This is a genomic window from Arthrobacter sp. CAN_A1, from assembly GCF_015751665.1.
Lineage (GTDB): Bacteria > Actinomycetota > Actinomycetes > Actinomycetales > Micrococcaceae > Arthrobacter_D.
Genome location: NZ_JADOUR010000013.1, coordinates 72,844 through 89,469, shown reverse-complemented (window position 1 = coordinate 89,469; position 16,626 = coordinate 72,844). Strand labels below are relative to the sequence as shown.

14 protein-coding genes are annotated in these 16,626 nt (G+C 65.4%); 8 read left to right on the top strand and 6 right to left on the bottom strand.

The annotated features are described in order from the left end of the window. Positions 1 to 43 precede the first annotated feature (43 nt). Genes IWX62_RS13715 through IWX62_RS13700 form a run of 4 tightly spaced genes read right to left on the bottom strand, consistent with a single transcriptional unit; the run spans position 44 to position 4,345 of the window. Entirely contained in the window at positions 44 to 1,183 is a 1,140-nt protein-coding gene (locus IWX62_RS13715; RefSeq protein WP_196841971.1) for a bifunctional 2-methylcitrate synthase/citrate synthase, read from the bottom strand. After that, the gene (gene prpB / locus IWX62_RS13710) at positions 1,180 to 2,133 is read right to left on the bottom strand and encodes a methylisocitrate lyase (RefSeq protein WP_196841970.1); all 954 of its coding nucleotides are present in this window, start codon (positions 2,131 to 2,133) and stop codon (positions 1,180 to 1,182) included. The genes IWX62_RS13715 and prpB overlap by 4 nt, the downstream gene beginning before the upstream one ends. Further along, positions 2,134 to 3,669, bottom strand: coding sequence for an MmgE/PrpD family protein (locus tag IWX62_RS13705; RefSeq protein WP_196841969.1), 1,536 nt, complete (start codon positions 3,667 to 3,669; stop codon positions 2,134 to 2,136). Then, complete coding sequence (locus IWX62_RS13700; RefSeq protein WP_196841968.1) at positions 3,662 to 4,345, bottom strand: GntR family transcriptional regulator; 684 nt, start codon at positions 4,343 to 4,345, stop codon at positions 3,662 to 3,664. The genes IWX62_RS13705 and IWX62_RS13700 overlap by 8 nt, the downstream gene beginning before the upstream one ends. Before the next feature lie 252 nt (positions 4,346 to 4,597). Here IWX62_RS13700 and IWX62_RS13695 point away from each other — a divergent pair, with 252 nt between their 5' ends. Continuing rightward, entirely contained in the window at positions 4,598 to 6,517 is a 1,920-nt protein-coding gene (locus IWX62_RS13695) for a propionyl-CoA synthetase (protein ID WP_196841967.1), read from the top strand. A 94-nt stretch (positions 6,518 to 6,611) separates the two neighbouring features. Here the strand turns inward: IWX62_RS13695 and IWX62_RS13690 are convergent, their stop codons facing one another. After that, positions 6,612 to 7,301 (bottom strand): response regulator, encoded by a 690-nt coding sequence (locus IWX62_RS13690; RefSeq protein WP_196841966.1) that lies wholly within the window; start codon positions 7,299 to 7,301, stop codon positions 6,612 to 6,614. Then, on the bottom strand, positions 7,294 to 8,937 hold the full coding sequence (locus IWX62_RS13685) for a sensor histidine kinase (RefSeq protein ID WP_196841965.1): 1,644 nt from the start codon (positions 8,935 to 8,937) through the stop codon (positions 7,294 to 7,296). Before IWX62_RS13685 ends, IWX62_RS13690 begins: the two co-directional genes overlap by 8 nt. A gap of 119 nt (positions 8,938 to 9,056) precedes the next feature. On the opposite strand from IWX62_RS13685, the gene IWX62_RS13680 reads away from it, so the two are divergent. From IWX62_RS13680 to cmk, 7 genes are all read left to right on the top strand, one after another. After that, positions 9,057 to 10,499 carry a cation:dicarboxylate symporter family transporter gene (locus IWX62_RS13680; protein ID WP_196841964.1) on the top strand — a complete coding sequence of 481 codons (1,443 nt, stop codon included), beginning with the start codon at positions 9,057 to 9,059 and terminating at the stop codon, positions 10,497 to 10,499. A gap of 331 nt (positions 10,500 to 10,830) precedes the next feature. Beyond that, positions 10,831 to 11,709, top strand: a complete 879-nt coding sequence (locus tag IWX62_RS13675) for a ParA family protein (RefSeq protein WP_196841963.1) — start codon at positions 10,831 to 10,833, stop codon at positions 11,707 to 11,709. Between the two features lie 39 nt (positions 11,710 to 11,748). Then, the gene (locus IWX62_RS13670) at positions 11,749 to 12,666 is read left to right on the top strand and encodes a segregation and condensation protein A (protein WP_442859262.1); all 918 of its coding nucleotides are present in this window, start codon (positions 11,749 to 11,751) and stop codon (positions 12,664 to 12,666) included. Further along, positions 12,663 to 13,313 (top strand): SMC-Scp complex subunit ScpB, encoded by a 651-nt coding sequence (gene scpB / locus IWX62_RS13665; RefSeq protein ID WP_196841962.1) that lies wholly within the window; start codon positions 12,663 to 12,665, stop codon positions 13,311 to 13,313. Before IWX62_RS13670 ends, scpB begins: the two co-directional genes overlap by 4 nt. 24 nt (positions 13,314 to 13,337) lie before the next feature. Further along, positions 13,338 to 14,801 (top strand): pseudouridine synthase, encoded by a 1,464-nt coding sequence (locus IWX62_RS13660; RefSeq protein ID WP_196841961.1) that lies wholly within the window; start codon positions 13,338 to 13,340, stop codon positions 14,799 to 14,801. Between the two features lie 4 nt (positions 14,802 to 14,805). Continuing rightward, a complete protein-coding gene (locus tag IWX62_RS13655) occupies positions 14,806 to 15,918 on the top strand; it encodes a prephenate dehydrogenase (protein ID WP_196841960.1) in 1,113 nt (370 codons plus the stop codon). After that, entirely contained in the window at positions 15,915 to 16,610 is a 696-nt protein-coding gene (gene cmk / locus IWX62_RS13650) for a (d)CMP kinase (protein ID WP_196841959.1), read from the top strand. Before IWX62_RS13655 ends, cmk begins: the two co-directional genes overlap by 4 nt. Positions 16,611 to 16,626 lie beyond the last annotated feature (16 nt).

The following is a 16,626-nucleotide window of genomic DNA, read 5'->3' as shown; positions in this document are numbered from 1 at the left end:
TTGACTCGAACCAGAGGTTGTGACTCGAACCAGAGAGGTGAGGCTAGGGGACCTGGCGCTGCTCCGGACCGTTGTAGACGCTGAGCGGGCGGATCAGGGAGTTGGACGCGGTCTGCTCCATGATGTGGGCGGTCCAGCCGGTGATCCGGGCGGCGATGAACAGGGGTGTGAACATCTCGGTATCGAACCCCATGAGGTGGTAGGTGGGGCCGGCCGGGTAGTCGAGGTTTGGCTTGATGCTCTTCGCCTCATCCATAGCCGTTTCCAGCCCGCTGTACAGACCCAGCAGCTCAGGCCGACCAAAGTGCTTGATCATCCCGTCCAGCGCACCCTTCATGGTGGGCACCCGCGAATCGCCGTTCTTGTAGACCCGGTGGCCGAAGCCCATCACCTTCTTCTTCTGGGCCAGGGCATCCTCCATCCACGCCTTCGCGCGGGCAGCGGCATCCTCACGGGACTCGTCGGTGCGGATCCCGATCTCCTCGAACGTGTGCATCACTGCCTCGTTCGCCCCGCCGTGCAGCGGCCCCTTCAGGGCGCCGATGGCTCCGGTGACCGCCGAATGGAGGTCGGCCAGCGTAGACGTGATGACCCGGGCCGTGAAGGTCGAAGCGTTGAACGAGTGTTCGGCGTACAGCACCATAGACACGTTGAACGCCTCAACCACCTCGGGCGCGGCCTCCTCGCCGAAGGTCATCCACAGGAAGTTGGCCGAGTAGTCAAGATCGTCGCGCGGAGCCACGATGTCCAGACCACGACGACGACGCTGGTCGTAGGCGACGACGGCGGGGAACGCCGCGAAGAGTTCCTTCGCCTTTTCCAGATTGGCCTCGGGGGAAGAATCGCCGGCCAACGGGTGATTGGCGCCGAGCACCGACACAGCTGTGCGGGCGACGTCCATCGGGTGGCAGGTTGTGGACAGCAGATCGATGGCAGCCTTGACGTTGTCGGCCAGCGCACGGTGGCTGCGTTCAAATGTGGTGAACTCGGCAAGCTCGTCCTTCGAGGGCAGCTCCCCGTGCCACAGCAGGTACGCGACCTCTTCGAAGCTGCACTTGGCAGCTAGTTCCTGCACCGGGTACCCGCGGTACAGCAGCGAGTTGGTGTCGGAATTGACCATGGAAATAGCCGTGGTGTCGACTGTGACTCCAGCTAGCCCTTTGTAGATCTGCGGTTCTGTCATGGGGACTCCTGTTCAACAGCGGAAGGGACCTGCTGCGTCGTGTGTTCCGGCGAACCGGGCACCTGAAAATTGAAAACCGAGGTGTCGAATCGGTTGTATGCCTCATAGTCCACGAGCTCGTAGAGACGGGCCCGGGTCTGCATGGCACCGACGGCGCCCTGCTGGGTGCCGTCGGCCTTGATCGCTTCCAGCGTACGCTCCGCCGCGCCCATTGCACTACGCAGCAGGGTGACAGGGTAGATCACCATGTTGACCCCCACGGAGGAGAGCTGATCCAGGGTGAATAGCTCGCTCTTCCCGAACTCGGTCATGTTGGCCAGGATGGGTACGTCGACGGCGTCGCGAATGGCCTGGAACTCACTCAGGTCCCGCATCGCCTCGGGGAAAATGGCGTCGGCTCCAGCGTCGACCAGCGTCTTAGCCCGGTCCTTGGCCGCCTGTAGACTGTCGGTCCCGCGGATATCGGTGCGCGCCATGATCAGGAAGTTGGGGTCACGGCGGGCGTCGGCCGCCGCGCGGATGCGCTTGGTGGCCGTGTCCAGGTCCACCACGTTCTTGCCATCCAGGTGCCCGCACCGCTTGGGATTGAACTGGTCCTCAATATGGCAGCCCGCCAGCCCGGCGTTCTCCAACTCCTGGATGCTCCGTGCCACGTTCATCGGCTCACCGAAGCCGGTGTCGGCGTCGACAATCGACGGCAGGTCGGTCATCCGGGCGATCTGCCCGGCGCGGGTGGCCACCTCGGTGAGCGTCGTTAGGCCGATATCCGGCAGGCCCAGGTCGTTGGCCAGGACAGCGCCGGAGATGTAGACGCCGTCGAACTCCTTGTCTTCAATCAGCCGCGCTGACAGGGGGTTGAAGGCGCCGGGGAATTGCTGGATCCGGCCGGAGGCTAGTCCCGTGCGGAACGCGATGCGCTTCTGCTCGGGAGTCACTGAGGAGTACAACATTTAGAACAGTCCCTTCGGCGCGGTGGCGGGGTTGATGACGCCGGGCGCCGCGACCAGGTTGAGCTGGTCAAGGTCGCCGGCGGCCAGTTCGGGCAGGCGCTCGACGACGGCGAGGAACCGGTCAATCTCGGCCTCGTCGACAATCCGGTTGCCGTCCTGGCCGGCGGCGAGGGTACGCAGCTTGTTGATGTACTGCTCCCGGGCGAAGGGCCGGGCGCCGAGCGGGTGCGCATCGGCGACGGCCAGTTCATCGGTGATGACCGTGCCGTCGGTGAGGGTGATTTCGACGCGGCCGCCGAAGGCCTTCTCGCTGATGTCCAGCGAGTGGTAGCGCCGGGTCCACTCTGGGTCCTCCAGCGTGGTGACCTTGTGCCAGAGGGCCACGGTGTCGGACCGTCCCGCACGCTCGGGGGTGTAGGAGTCAACATGATGCCAGGAGCCGTCCTGCAGGGCCACGGTGAAGATGTAGGGGATCGAGTGGTCGAGGGTTTCCCTGGAAGCAGTGGGATCATACTTCTGCGGGTCGTTCGCGCCGGACCCGATGACGTTGTGGGTGTGGTGCGAGGTGTGGATGACGATCGACTGCACCAGTTCCGGATCGGTGGCTTCCGGGTGCGCTGTATGCAGCTTGCGGGCGAGGTCGATCAGGGCCTGCGCCTGGTACTCGGCTGAGTGCTCCTTGGTATAGGTGTCCAGGATGGCACGTTTGGACTCGCCCGCGGCCGGCAGGGGGACGTCGTACCTGCCATCCGGGCCGTCCAGCAGCCACGCAATGAACCCGTCCTCACCCTCGTAGATCGGGGTGGGGGAGGTCTGGCCGCGCATCGCCCGGTCAGCAGCCTCCACGGCCATCTTCCCGGCGAAGGCCGGAGCGTGAGCTTTCCAGGTGGAGATCTCGCCCTTGCGGGACTGGCGGGTGGCGGTGGTGGTGTGCAGGGCCTGGCCGATGGACTGGAAGATGGTCTCGACGTCGAGGTCCAGCAAGGTGCCGATGCCGGCAACTGCGGACGGGCCGAGGTGGGCGACGTGGTCGATCTTGTGCTTGTGAAGGCAGATGGCCTTGACCAGGTCCACCTGAATCTCGTACCCGGTCGCGATGGCCCGCAGCAGGTCCCGACCGGATCGCCCGGTGTGCTGCGCTGCGGCGAGGATCGGCGGGATGTTGTCGCCGGGGTGGGAGTAGTCGGCGGCCAGGAAGGTGTCGTGATAGTCGAGCTCGCGGACCGCGACGCCGTTGGCCCATGCTGCCCACTCGGGGGACGTCTTTTCCTGGATGCCGAAAATGGTGGCACCGGCCCCGTTCGACGATGCAGGGTGGCTGGTGGCCTGCGCTCGGGCGGCAACCACCGGGGCGCGGGTGAACGAGGCCACGGCAACCGAGGCGTTGTCGATGATGCGGTTGATCACCATGTCGGCGACGTCGTCGTCGACCTCCACCGGATCAGCCGCGACCAGCGCCAGACGGTAGGCAAGCTGCTGCTCGCGGACGAGGTTCTCGTCGCTGCGGTGGGTACGGACCAGATGATGTTCAACCATTGAGGTGAGCCTTTCGTGGTGGGACGGAACCGGCGTCGAAACTGTGCTTCGACGCCAGGAGGTGGTCAAGACTGTTGTGGAGGTGGATTTTGGTGGCGGCAGCAGCGAGATCAGCGTTGCCGCCGGCGATGGAGCGTGCAATCTGGGAGTGCTCGGCAGCTGATGCCAGGAGCCGCTCAGCGTTGTCCTTGGCCAGGCGCCTGATACGCACCAGTTGAGCCCGTAGCTGGCCCTGGGCCTGGCGGAGGAACTGGTTGTTCGCAGCGTCGTCGACGGCGGCGTCCAGCTCCGAGACCAGGGCGTAGTAGTCACGCTGATCGGGGTCGGAACCGGCGATGAGGTCACCGGCGGCATCGAAGCGTTCGGCTAGCGCGGTGAACACTGGCGCATACCGGTGCGCTGCGGCGAGCTCTGCGGCCTTGCAATCCAGTGCCAACCGCACCTCGAAAAGTTGACTCATCTTTTCCACGGATATGTCGGTGACGACGACGCCGCGTCCAGCCTGAGCGGCGGTCAGGCCTTCTGCCCCGAGCCGGGCCAGTGCCTCCCGCAGGGGTGTCCGGGAGACGCCAAGCCGGGCCGATTGTTCAACCTCGGCAAGTACGGTGCCGGGGACCAGGCGCCACTCAATGATGTCGGCCTTCAAGGCGCCGTAGGCCCTGTCGCTTGCCCGCATTGATCCTCCTGCCGACGCTGGCTGTGATGTAAACACTGTAGAGCCAATGTATACATGCAGCGCACGATAGGCAATAAATTAGCACCCCGGCCGCCCACCTGACCGTCTCATGTATACACACCCCCTCCCGCCGAGCAGTGAGCTTTGGCGCCCTAAACCGGACCCAACTCACCAGAGCTGACGGTTCGGCGGAGGGGGGTGGTGGGCGTCAGTAGGATGACAGCACAACACATTGACGTGGAGGAGAGCCGAATGAGCCAGGACTATCGCACGCTGTACCGCCGAAGCCTTGAGGCCCCCGATGCGTTCTGGCTGGAGGCCGCACAGGCCGTCGACTGGTCACGGGAGCCGACCGTTGCCCTGGACAGCAGCGCCGCACCCCTCCATCGGTGGTTTCCCGACGGCGAACTCAATACGTGCCACAACGCCCTGGACCGCCATGTCGAGGCCGGGCGCGGGGACACCACCGCGCTGATCTACGATTCGGCGATGCTCGGGCTGGTCCGAAACTACACCTATCGTGAGCTCCGGGACGAGGTGGCCCAGTTCGCCGGGGTCCTGCGATCGCAGGGGGTGGACAAGGGGGACCGGGTGGTGATCTACCTGCCGATGGTGCCCGAGGCGGTGATCGCGATGCTCGCCACCGCACGCCTGGGAGCCGTCCATTCGGTGGTCTTCGGCGGGTTCGCCGCCAGGGAGCTTGCCTCCCGGATCCAGGATGCACGCCCCGCCGTGGTGGTGACGGCGTCGGGCGGGTTGGAACCCCGCGGCCCCATCGAGTACCTGCCCGCGGTCCATGATGCCCTGGAACTCTGCGGGCACCGGGTGGACGCCGTGATCGTGAAATCACGAGAGGGCTTCGTAAACACCCGCTCCCAGTACGCGACGACGTCGGGCACCAGCTGGCTTGACTGGGACGAAGCGCTCGCGGCAGCCGAACCGGCCGATCCCGTTCCGGTCAATGCCACCGACCCGCTCTACATCCTCTACACCTCTGGCACCACCGGCTCCCCCAAAGGCGTGGTGCGGGACAACGGCGGCCACGCCGTCGCCCTGACCTGGTCGATCACCAACGTTTTCGATGTCCGCCCGGGTGACGTGATGTTGACAGCGTCCGACGTCGGCTGGGTGGTGGGACACTCCTTCATTGTCTATGCCCCACTCCTCGCCGGCGCGACGACGGTCCTCTACGAAGGGAAGCCTGTCGGCACCCCCGACGCCGGAGCGTTCTGGCGTCTGATCAACGATCACCGGATCAGCGTGCTGTTCACCGCCCCCACCGCGGTGCGCGCTGTGCGGAAGGTCGACCCGGAGGCAACCCTGCTCAGGGAGTACGACACGTCCAGCCTGCGGCTGCTGTTCTGCGCGGGAGAGCGACTCGACATCGACACCTACCGGTGGGCTGGCGAAACCCTTGGCGTTCCGGTGATCGACAACTGGTGGCAAACCGAGACCGGCTGGCCCATCTGCGCCAATCCCCGCGGCATCGAAGAGCTGCCCATCAAGCCGGGATCGCCCACGCTGCCCCAGCCCGGTTACGACCTGAGGATTCTCGACGCCGACGGCAAGGAGGTGCCAGCTGGCACGGAAGGCAATATCGCGTTGAAGCTGCCGCTGCCGCCCGGGACGCTGCCCACCCTGTGGGGGAGCGACGAGCGGTTCATCAGCGCGTATCTAAGCGCCTTCGACGGTTTCTACGTCACCGGAGATTCGGGCTATCTCGACGACGACGGCTACGTCTTCGTGATGGGCCGCACCGACGACATCATCAATGTGGCCGGGCACCGGTTGTCAACGGGAGCGATCGAGCAGGTCCTGGCTCAGCACCCGGCCGTTGCCGAATGCGCGGTGATCGGGCTGGTTGACGCGTTGAAGGGCCAACGCGCCAGCGGCTATGTGGTGCTCAAGGCGGGCGTGGACATCGGTGCGGAGAGGCTGCAACAGGAACTGGTGGACCTGGTACGGCAGCAGATCGGCCCGGTGGCCGACTTCAAACAGGCGGTGGTGGTGGATGGGCTGCCGAAGACGAGGTCTGGAAAGATTCTCCGGAAGACCATGCGCCAGATTGCTGCGGGCGAGGAGTACGTGGTGCCCTCCACCATTGAGGATCAGTCAGTGCTCGACGCCATGAAACCGGTCCTCCGCCCCGCCCCCACCCCGCCGAGCCGTTAGCTCAGGCGACTTCAGCGGCGTCGAACCCGCCATATCCCGCTTCTCGGCGGGATGTCGGTGGCGGGATGTCCCGGCGGGAACATGACGTGGGGAGCTAGCTGATCCAGGAGTACTCGAATTCGGGGCGACCGCGCGTCCCGTACCGGGGTGCGCGGCGGGCGGATTCCTGGTCGGCCAGGTATTCAAGGTAGCGGCGGGCAGTGACCCGGGACAACGCCAGATCCGCCGCCACTTCCACTGCCGAGACGGCCGTGCCGCCCCGCTTGAGCATCAGGATCACGCCCTTGAGCGTCTCATCGGAAAGCCCCTTGGGTAGACTGCCCTGCGCGGGTGGGCGAAGCGCAGCGAGGGCATTATCCACCTCGGACTGGGTGGTCGAGGATGCCTGGGCCACCAGATTCTGGCGGAACGACCGGTAGTTGGCCAGCTTGTCGCTGAAGGCCGAGTAGGTGAACGGCTTGATCAGGTACTGGACAATGCCGGAGGAGATAGCCGCACGGACAATGTGGAGTTCCCTGACGGCGGTGATGGCAATGACATCGGTGGGCAGGCCAGCGCCACGGATCCGCCGGATGATGTCCAGGCCGTGGATGTCCGGCAGGTTCATGTCCAGTAGCACCAGGTCCACCGGTTCCGCCCCCGACCCAAGGAAGGTCATCGCCTCTGACCCGTTGTGGGCGACCCCCACCAGGGCGAATCCGTCCAGTCTCCTGACATATTCGGCGTGGGCCTCCGCGGTGATGGTGTCGTCCTCGATCACCAGGACCCTGATGTTGTCAGACACGGGTGCCTCCCGGGAACACGCCGTCGGCGATCGGGGACTGCGTCGAGGCGAGCGGCAGCAGCACGGTGAAGCGGGCGCCGTCGTCGTTCGCCACCGTCAGCGACCCGCCCAGGCGTTGCACCGCCTGGCGCACGAGAGCCAGCCCCAGCCCCCGCCCAGCGCCGCCCGGTGTGTGTTCCTTGGTGCTGAACCCCAGCGTGAACGCGTCGGCACCGGTTGCGCTCAGCCCTGGCCCGCTGTCCCGCACCGTGATCATGACATCGTCACCGCTGCGCTCAAGGGTGAGGCTCACCCGCCGGTCGCGCGAATCCGCTGCGGCGTCCAGGGCGTTATCCAGCAGGTTCCCGATAATCGTGACCAGGGCGCCCGGATCCAGGTGGGAGGTTTCGATCTGGCCGTCGACGGCGATTGCCAGTTCAATCCCGCGTTCGTTGGCCTGCGCCGCCTTGCCGACGAGCAGGGCGGTGATGAACGGCTCGTCGATGGCGCCGAGCACGTCGTCGGTGAGCTGCTGTGACTGGGTCAGGTCCCGGGTGGCAAAGTCGAGGGCCTCGCTGCGCCGGTCAAGTTCGATCAGGGACACGATGGTGTGCAAACGATTGGCGTGTTCGTGGGTCTGGGCCCGCAGCGCGTCGGTGAGGGTGCGCATCGTTGCGAGCTCCCCGGTCAGCGACTCGATCTCCGTGTGATCCCTCAGCGTGGTGACGGTTCCCATCGGCTTCGCTCCGGGCGGTGGTGTGCCGCCGCCGGGCACCGCAGTCTCCTGGTTGACCACCAGGATCCGGTCGGCGGTGACATGGAATTCGTCGATGGCTTGCCGGCCGGTGGTGAGGAGGTCAACGAGCGACGGCGGCAGGTCCAGGTCCCGGGCAGCCGTCGGTTGTCCGGTGCGGGCAGGTGGCAAACCCAGCAGGTGCGCTGCCTGGTCGTTGTACAACACCAATTCGCCGTGCGGATTGGTGAGGACCATTCCCTCACGGACCGAGTGCAGCACCGAGTCGTAGAACACAAACATATGCGCGAGCTGGTCCGTCCCCAGGCCGAGGGTTGCCCGCCGCAGGTGCCGGCTGAGCAGGAAGGACACCACTGCGCCGGCTGTGACCGCGCCGGCGGCGATGAGGAAGAGCAGGGGAAGCTGGGCGTTGCGGGCAATCGTCACCGTGTCCACGGTGACCCCGGCCGCCACCATCGCAACCACCGCGCCGTCGTCGTCGATCACCGGCACGATAGCGCGCACCGAAGGCCCCAGGGTCCCGGAGAACGTCTCGGTGTGGGCCCGGCCGCCGAGTGCCTGCTCGATCGATCCGATATAGGGAGCACCGATCTCGTCGGGGTTGCGGTGGGTGAACCGGGTCCGGTCCGGAGCCATGATGGTGATGAAGTCGACGCCGAGGTCATCCATCACCTCACGCGCGTACGGCTGCAGCACAGCGCTGGGATCCGGCAGGGAGACGGAGGTGCTGACATAGGGGTCGTCGGCAAACGTCGTCGCAATCGCGAGCATGCGGGCTGCCGAATTTTCGTAGGTACTCTGCTCGGCGTCGAGATAGAGGACCCAGGAGATGGCGGCGGTCAGCGCCAGCACAAACACCAGTTGTCCGACGAAGAACTGCCGAGCCAGGCTCCACTTCCTCACCGTTCCACCGGGTCCCTTCCTTGATGCTGCGAACAGTATGAACGCAATGGTGATTCACATCACTGTACGCCCGAGCATGGGATAGACAGCTTTGAATCATTCACCGAAGGAGTATGGCTATGGCGCCATCGAAATCCACAGCAGGTCAGCCGGCTCAACCGGTCAGCCCGGGTAAGCCCAAGAAACGGGTCGACAAGACCCACTTCCTTTACATTGCAGTGATCGCGGCGGTGATCCTCGGTGCCATTCTCGGCCTGATGGCTCCGGAATTCGCGAAAAGCCTCAAGCCCATCGGTGCAGGCTTTATCGGCCTGATCAAAATGATGATCGCTCCCATTATCTTCTGCACCATTGTGCTGGGTATCGGGTCCATCGCCAAAGCCGCGACGGTCGGCAAGGTCGGTGGCCTGGCTCTCGGCTACTTCATGCTGATGTCCACCTTCGCCCTGGCCATCGGCCTGGTTGTCGGCAACATCGTCCAGCCCGGTGAAGGTCTTGACCTTTCCGGCGCCACGTACGACGCTGGCGACCCCGCCGAGGCGACCGGCACCACCGACTTCCTGCTGGGCATCATCCCCGTCACACTGCTCGCCTCCCTCACCGGAACCAGCATCCTCCAGACCCTTTTCGTAGCATTGCTGGTCGGTTTCGCCCTGCAGGGCATGGGATCCGCCGGCAAGCCAATCCTCCGCGGCATCGGTCACATCCAGGCACTCGTCTTCCGCATCCTGATCATGGTGATGTGGCTTGCCCCGATCGGCGCGTTCGGCGCGATCGCCGCCGTCGTCGGCGAGACCGGCGTCCAGGCGATTGTCAGCATGTTCACGCTGATGGCTGCGTTCTACGTGACCTGCATCCTCTTCATCGTGGTGATCCTGGGCGGGCTGCTGAAGCTGGTCACCGGCGTCAACATCTTCAAGCTGATGAAGTACCTGGGCCGCGAGTACCTGCTGATCTTCTCCACTTCGTCCTCCGAGGCAGCACTGCCGCGCCTGATCGCCAAGATGGAACACCTGGGCGTCTCCAAGCCGGTTGTGGGCGTCACCGTCCCCACCGGCTACTCCTTCAACCTCGACGGCACAGCGATTTACCTGACCATGGCGTCACTGTTCGTGGCATCCGCCCTGGGCACACCCCTGGCCCTCGGCGAGCAGATCTCGCTGCTGATCTTCATGATCATCGCCTCCAAGGGTGCTGCAGGCGTGACCGGCGCTGGTCTGGCCACGCTCGCCGGTGGCCTGCAGTCGCACCGCCCGGACCTGGTGGACGGCGTCGGCCTGATCGTCGGCATCGACCGGTTCATGTCCGAAGCCCGCGCGCTGACCAACTTCACCGGCAACGCCGTCGCCACCGTGCTGATCGGAAAGTGGACCAACGAGATTGACCGGGGCCGCGTTGACGAGGTTCTCTCCGGGAACCTGCCGTTCGACGAGGCGACCATGAGCGCCAACCACATGGACGACGACGTCGAGGACGGTTCAGCTGTCACCACCGACAGGGCAGTCGATAACCTGGGTGACCTTGATAACGACGGCGACCGCCGGGTCGGCGCCAGCCGCTAGGGTCACAGCCACCGCGTAACACCACTGAAGAGGCCTTTCCCGGGAGCAGTTCAACCCGGGAGGGGCCTCTTCTGTTGTCCCGGCTGCAGCGGCGAGCGTATTCTCCCACTCACGGGACCCTGAGAGTGGGGTGGTCTGGACAGTCCCACTCACCGACGGCAGTCAATGGGACGCTTGGGTCTGGAAGGTTAGACCTCAGGTTGAAACTAAAGGCTCGCGGGTCGGTGCCAGCGGATTTACCCGTCGGAATGCAGCCCCGGTTGTAACGTTGAGGGCAGGCAAGCAAGCAATACTTTCAGCACAGCGATTAAACGGAAGCGTGGATACATACGTGAGTAGCGAACAGGGTTCCACAACTCTGACGGACGCAGAAATCGGGCCCACCGGGCGCCCGGTGACCGTGTTTCCCGAACCACCGGTCTTGTCCTCCCACGGACCGGCCCGCGTGATAGCCATGGTGAACCAAAAGGGTGGCGTCGGTAAGACCACCTCCACCATCAACCTCGGCGCGGCGCTCGCCGAGGCGGGACGACGGGTCCTGCTGGTCGACTTCGACCCGCAGGGAGCCCTCTCGGCAGGTCTCGGCACCAACCCGCACGAGCTCGACGTCACCGTCTACAACGTGCTGATGGACCGCAAGGTCCAGATTCAGGACGCCATCCAGACCACCGCGTTCGAGAATGTCGACCTGTTGCCTGCCAACATCGACCTCTCGGCGGCAGAGGTGCAGTTGGTGAACGAGGTGGCCCGTGAACAGGTCCTGGACCGTGCCCTCCGGAAAGTCTCCGACGACTATGACGTCATCCTCATCGATTGCCAGCCCTCCCTCGGACTCCTGACGGTCAACGCGCTCACTGCAGCGCACGGCGTGATCATCCCGCTGATCTGTGAGTTCTTCGCCCTGCGTGCCGTCGCGTTGCTGGTCGAGACGATCGAAAAGGTCCAGGATCGGCTGAACCCCCGCCTGCAGGTCGACGGCGTGCTGGCCACTATGTACGACGCGCGGACCCTGCACAGCCGCGAGGTCATCGCCCGGCTGGTCGAAGCCTTCGGCGACAAGGTCTTCGAGACGGTCATCAAGCGCACCATCAAGTTCGCTGATGCGACGGTCGCCGCGGAACCGATCACGTCGTACGCGGCCAACCACTCGGGCGCCGATTCGTACCGTCGGCTGGCCAAGGAACTGATCGCGCGCGGCGGCGCCCCCTAACCATGCAGCGCGCCGCGCACCTCTCGATGCAGCGCTCCGATGCTCGTGCGTGATGCCGAGCCCGACGCCGTCGCGCCCGGTCGCGGTGCAGCTGATGTGTACCGGGCTGGTGAAGGTGGGATGGAAGCTACCCGGTTCACCGTACGGCTGGAGAACTTCAACGGACCCTTCGACCTGTTGCTAGGGCTGATCTCCAAGCATGAGCTGGACATCACCGAAATAGCCCTCGCCACGGTTACCGACGAATTCATCGGATACATCCGCGCCTTCCAGGGCACCGACGCCGACTTCTCGCTCGACGAGGCCAGTGAGTTCCTGGTCATCGCAGCGACTCTCCTCGATTTGAAGGCGGCCCGGCTGCTTCCGGCCGGTGAGGTCGAGGACGATGAAGACGTGGCACTGCTGGAAGCACGGGACCTGCTGTTCGCCCGGCTGCTGCAGTACAAGGCGTTCAAGGAAATCGCCCGGCAACTGGGGGAGCGGCTGACCGAGGAAGGCAAACGCTTCCCACGGGACGTCAGCCTGGAACCCCAGGTGGCAGCGATGCTTCCCGAACTCTCCTGGCGCACCACCCCCGGGCAGTTCGCTGCCCTGGCGGCCAAAGCGCTTGAGCCGCGCGAGCCCGCGCCCACTGGGGTCGGAATCGACCACCTGCATGGGTCAGCGGTGAGCGTTCGAGAACAGACCGAGCTGCTGGGGCTACGGCTGCGTGAAGGCAAACCGCTCTCCTTCCGGCAACTCACCCATGACGCCGAGGACATGCTGACCGTCGTGGTGAGATTCCTCGCTTTGCTGGAAATGTTCCGCGATGCTGTGATCTCCTTTGACCAGGGCGCGCCACTGGGAAACCTCACGGTCCGCTGGTCGGCCGGCGCCAGCGACTGGTCCCCGGCGTCGATCAGTGAAGAGTACGACCAGCCAGCACCAGCCCCACCTCCCAGCGAAGGATCGCAGTGAACGCCCAGGAACCCGACGCCGAGGAAACCCTGTTTGACGCGGCGGGCGAGCCGGGCGGTATCAAAGCGGCGTTGGAGTCGGTACTGATGGTGGTCGACGAACCTGTCACCGACCTGCAGCTCGCGACCGCCCTGCTGGTTCCGGTCGCCGACGTCCGTCGGCTGCTGGTGGAACTCCAGCAGGAGTATGACGGTTATACTGGTCAGGGCCCGGAAGGGCACACCACCGATCCGGCGGTTTCACAGCCGCGTGGCTTCGAGCTACGCAGCGTCGCCGGTGGATGGCGGATTTTCTCGCGCAGTTCGTTTGCGCCGGTAGTGGCGAAGTTCGTGCTCGAAGGACAAAGCGCCCGCCTGTCACAGGCAGCTTTGGAAACCCTCGCCGTCATCGCCTACCGGCAACCGGTGTCTCGGGCAAGAGTTTCAGGGATCCGCGGCGTGAACGTGGATTCGGTGGTACGCACCCTGGCGTTACGCGGTCTGATCGCCGAAGCGGCAACCGATCCTGAAACAGGCGCAATTCTGTACGGAACAACTTCGTACTTTCTGGAAAGATTAGGTATTGGCAGCGTTGCTGACCTGCCGCAGCTTTCACCACATCTACCCGGGTTGGAAAACCTCGGTGACTTTGATGACACCACGTACTAAATACGCTAGCTAAAAGGATATTCAATGACACAGGCGCCACGGTCCGGCTCCGGACGCAACACCCCCCGACGCGACGGGTCCGCACGTCCTGCCAGCGGCCGCGAGGGTTACGCGCGTGATGACTCCGGCCGTGACAGTGCCCCCCGCGACGGCGGCCGGGACGGTGCCCCTCGCGGCGGGTCCGCACGCGGCGGTGCACCCCGCGCTGGTTCTGGAGCAGCCCGTGGCCGGTCGGCCCGCGACGCGTTCGGCCGCGGATCGGCTGCCGGCGCAGGTCGCGACAGCGAGGCTCGCCAGAGTTCACCTCGTGAGGGCGGTTTTGACCGCGACGGCGAGCGTAGGGGACCAGCCCGCGACGGCGCCAAGCGTCAGGGTCCTGCCCGTGGCAGTGCAGCCCGTGCCAAGCCAAGCCGCGACGGCGCACCACGCGAGGGTTACTCGCGCGACGCTTCACGTGACAGCTCGCCTCGCAGCGGTGCCCCCCGCGATGGTTCACCCCGCGGCGGACGCCCCACCAGCGGTGGCCGTCCCACCAGCGGCGGCTACCGCGGCGCCTCGGAAGGCTCCGGCGAGGCACGCCCGTTCGCTAACCGCACCCCCAAGCAGGCCGGTCCCAAGAAGAGCGGCGGCCGGCAGCAGCCTGCCGGTCCCAAGGCCTTCGGCCGGGAACGCTTCGGCCAGAGCCTCGGCCCGGTCCACCGTCCCAAGGCTCAGAAGCCCAAAGCGGCACCCGTCGATCGCCTCGACGTCCATAACCCCGACGGCGTCCGCCTCCAGAAGATCATGGCCTCGGCAGGGGTGGCATCACGCCGCGTTTGTGAGGAAATGATCGAGGACGGCCGCGTCGAGGTCGACGGAACCATCGTCACCGATCTCGGCGTCCGGGTGGATCCCACGCAGGTCGCCATCCATGTGGACGGCATCCGCCTGCAGCTCAATGATCACCTGGTCTACTACGTCTTCAACAAGCCCAAGGGCGTCATCTGCACCATGGAGGACCCCGAGGGGCGCCCCTGCATCAGTGACTACCTGAAGAACAAGAACGAGAACGAGCGGCTCTTCCACGTGGGCCGTCTCGACGTCGCCACCGAGGGTCTGTTGCTCCTGACCAATGACGGCGAACTTACCAACCGGTTGACCCACCCCTCGTACGAGGTCCCGAAGACCTACCTGGTGCAGGTCCGCGGGCCGATGGCTCACGGCATCGGAGCCAAAATGCGTGAGGGCATCGAACTCGAAGATGGCATTGCCAGCGTCGACTCGTTCCGGCTGGTCGACTCCACCCCGGGCCATATCCTGGTCGAGGTGGTGCTCCACTCCGGACGCAACCGCGTGGTTCGCCGACTCTTCGAGGCTGTCGGTCACCCCGTCGAACGTCTGGTCCGCACCCAGGTGGGCCCGATCCGGGTCAACGACCAGCGGCAGGGCAGCATCCGGGTCCTGGGCAATCAGGAAGTCGGACACCTGTTGGCAGCGGTGGGACTCTAAACACATGCCTGGCGCTAACAACGGTGGTACCCACCTGTCCGGTCCCGTGCTCATTGTGGGCACGGGGCTTTTGGGCGCCAGCATTGGGTTGGGACTGCGGGCCCGGGGGATCGACGTCGTCCTGACCGACATTTCCCCGTCCACCCAGGCAGTGGCCGAAGATATCGGCGCCGGGCGGTCCCTCAACCCGGTGGAATCCCTCGACCCGGAACTGGTCGTTGTTGCTGCACCGCCTGATGTCACGGCTGATCTGAGCGCCAAGGCACTTACCGAGTACCCGTACGCCGTCGTCGTCGACATTGCCAGCGTGAAAGCGTCGGTGCTGGACCACCTGGCGTCGGTCGTCGACGAGTCGGCGCTGGCACGCTATGTGGGGACCCACCCGATGGCCGGGCGGGAGAAGTCAGGGCCGGTCGCCGCCCGCGGCGAGTTGTTCACCAGCATGCCCTGGGTGGTCTGCCCCGGACCACAGACCACGGCGGCCGCCATCCGGACGGCCGAGGCGCTGGCCATTGACCTGGGCGCCGTCGTCGCGCGGATGAGTGCCGAGGAGCACGACCAGTCGGTCGCACTGATCTCCCACCTCCCGCAGGTGCTGTCGTCGCTGGTAGCGAGCAGGCTGCAGGATACGCCTCCGCACGCGTTGGCGCTGGCCGGTAATGGGCTTCGAGACGTGACCCGGATCGCGGCGAGTGACCCCCGACTGTGGGTACAGATCCTCTCGGCGAACGCTGACCGTCTGGTCGACATCCTGTATGGGGTGCGCGAGGACCTGAACCGGTTGATCGGCACGCTTGAGAACCCCACGGGCCCCGGCTCGCGGCTCGACATGGCGCAACTGATTTCCGAGGGCAACGTGGGCCAGGCCCGCATCCCCGGCAAGCACGGCACCCCGCCCGAGGCCTTCGCCCGACTGACGGTGCTCGTCGATGACGTCCCCGGACAGATTGCGCGGCTCCTCACCGAGATTGGCGACGCCGGCATCAACCTTGAGGACCTCCGGCTGGAACACTCGCCCGGGCGTCAGGTGGGCATGGCCGAAATTTCGGTGGTGCCAGGCAAACGGCACGATCTTCTCGAATTCCTCACCGCCAACGGTTGGAAAGTGGTCCAGTGAACACACCCCATTCCCTTTTCCGCATCGGCAAGTCCCTCGTGGTCGCCATCGACGGGCCCTCCGGATCCGGCAAGTCCAGTGTGAGCCGCGAAGCCGCGCGCCAGCTGCATGCCGCCTACCTCGACACGGGTGCCATGTACCGGGCCGTCACCTGGCACTGTTTGGCCGAGGGAATTGATCTGGCGGACGGAGTCGCTGTCGAACACGCCGCCCGCACGATCAACCTGGGCATCAGCACCCGGCCCGACGACGAATCGGTGACCGTCGGTGGTCAGGATGTCACCGACGCGATCCGTGAACCGCGGGTGTCTGACGCCGTCTCGGCCGTCGCCACCACCATGGGCGCCCGCAGCGAACTGATCCGTCGGCAGCGCCAGATCATCGCCGACTCGGGGCACCGCATCGTGGCAGAGGGCAGGGACATCACCACCGTCGTCGCGCCCGACGCCGAGGTGCGGATCCTGCTCACGGCCAGCGAGGCTGCCCGCCTGCGCCGCCGCGGTGACCAGCTCGGCGGCACCCAGACCGACGCGCAGCTGCAGGACCAGGTCCTGGGACGGGACACCAAAGACTCGACAGTAGTCAATTTTCACCAGGCCGCAGACGGCGTGGTTACCGTAGATTCATCGGAACTCGATTTTGAGCAGACCATCTCGGCTGTGCTCGACGTCGTTCGAACCGTTGCACACTGATAACGAAGGAATGCAC

Excerpts from the sequence above, each read along its gene's own strand:
- IWX62_RS13715 (WP_196841971.1), bottom strand. The coding sequence starts at position 1,183 with ATGACAGAACCGCAGATCTACAAAGGGCTAGCTGGAGTCACAGTCGAC.
- prpB (WP_196841970.1), bottom strand. The coding sequence starts at position 2,133 with ATGTTGTACTCCTCAGTGACTCCCGAGCAGAAGCGCATCGCGTTCCGC.
- IWX62_RS13705 (WP_196841969.1), bottom strand. The coding sequence starts at position 3,669 with ATGGTTGAACATCATCTGGTCCGTACCCACCGCAGCGACGAGAACCTC.
- IWX62_RS13700 (WP_196841968.1), bottom strand. The coding sequence starts at position 4,345 with ATGCGGGCAAGCGACAGGGCCTACGGCGCCTTGAAGGCCGACATCATT.
- IWX62_RS13695 (WP_196841967.1), top strand. The coding sequence starts at position 4,598 with ATGAGCCAGGACTATCGCACGCTGTACCGCCGAAGCCTTGAGGCCCCC.
- IWX62_RS13680 (WP_196841964.1), top strand. The coding sequence starts at position 9,057 with ATGGCGCCATCGAAATCCACAGCAGGTCAGCCGGCTCAACCGGTCAGC.
- IWX62_RS13670 (WP_442859262.1), top strand. The coding sequence starts at position 11,749 with ATGCTCGTGCGTGATGCCGAGCCCGACGCCGTCGCGCCCGGTCGCGGT.
- IWX62_RS13660 (WP_196841961.1), top strand. The coding sequence starts at position 13,338 with ATGACACAGGCGCCACGGTCCGGCTCCGGACGCAACACCCCCCGACGC.
- IWX62_RS13655 (WP_196841960.1), top strand. The coding sequence starts at position 14,806 with ATGCCTGGCGCTAACAACGGTGGTACCCACCTGTCCGGTCCCGTGCTC.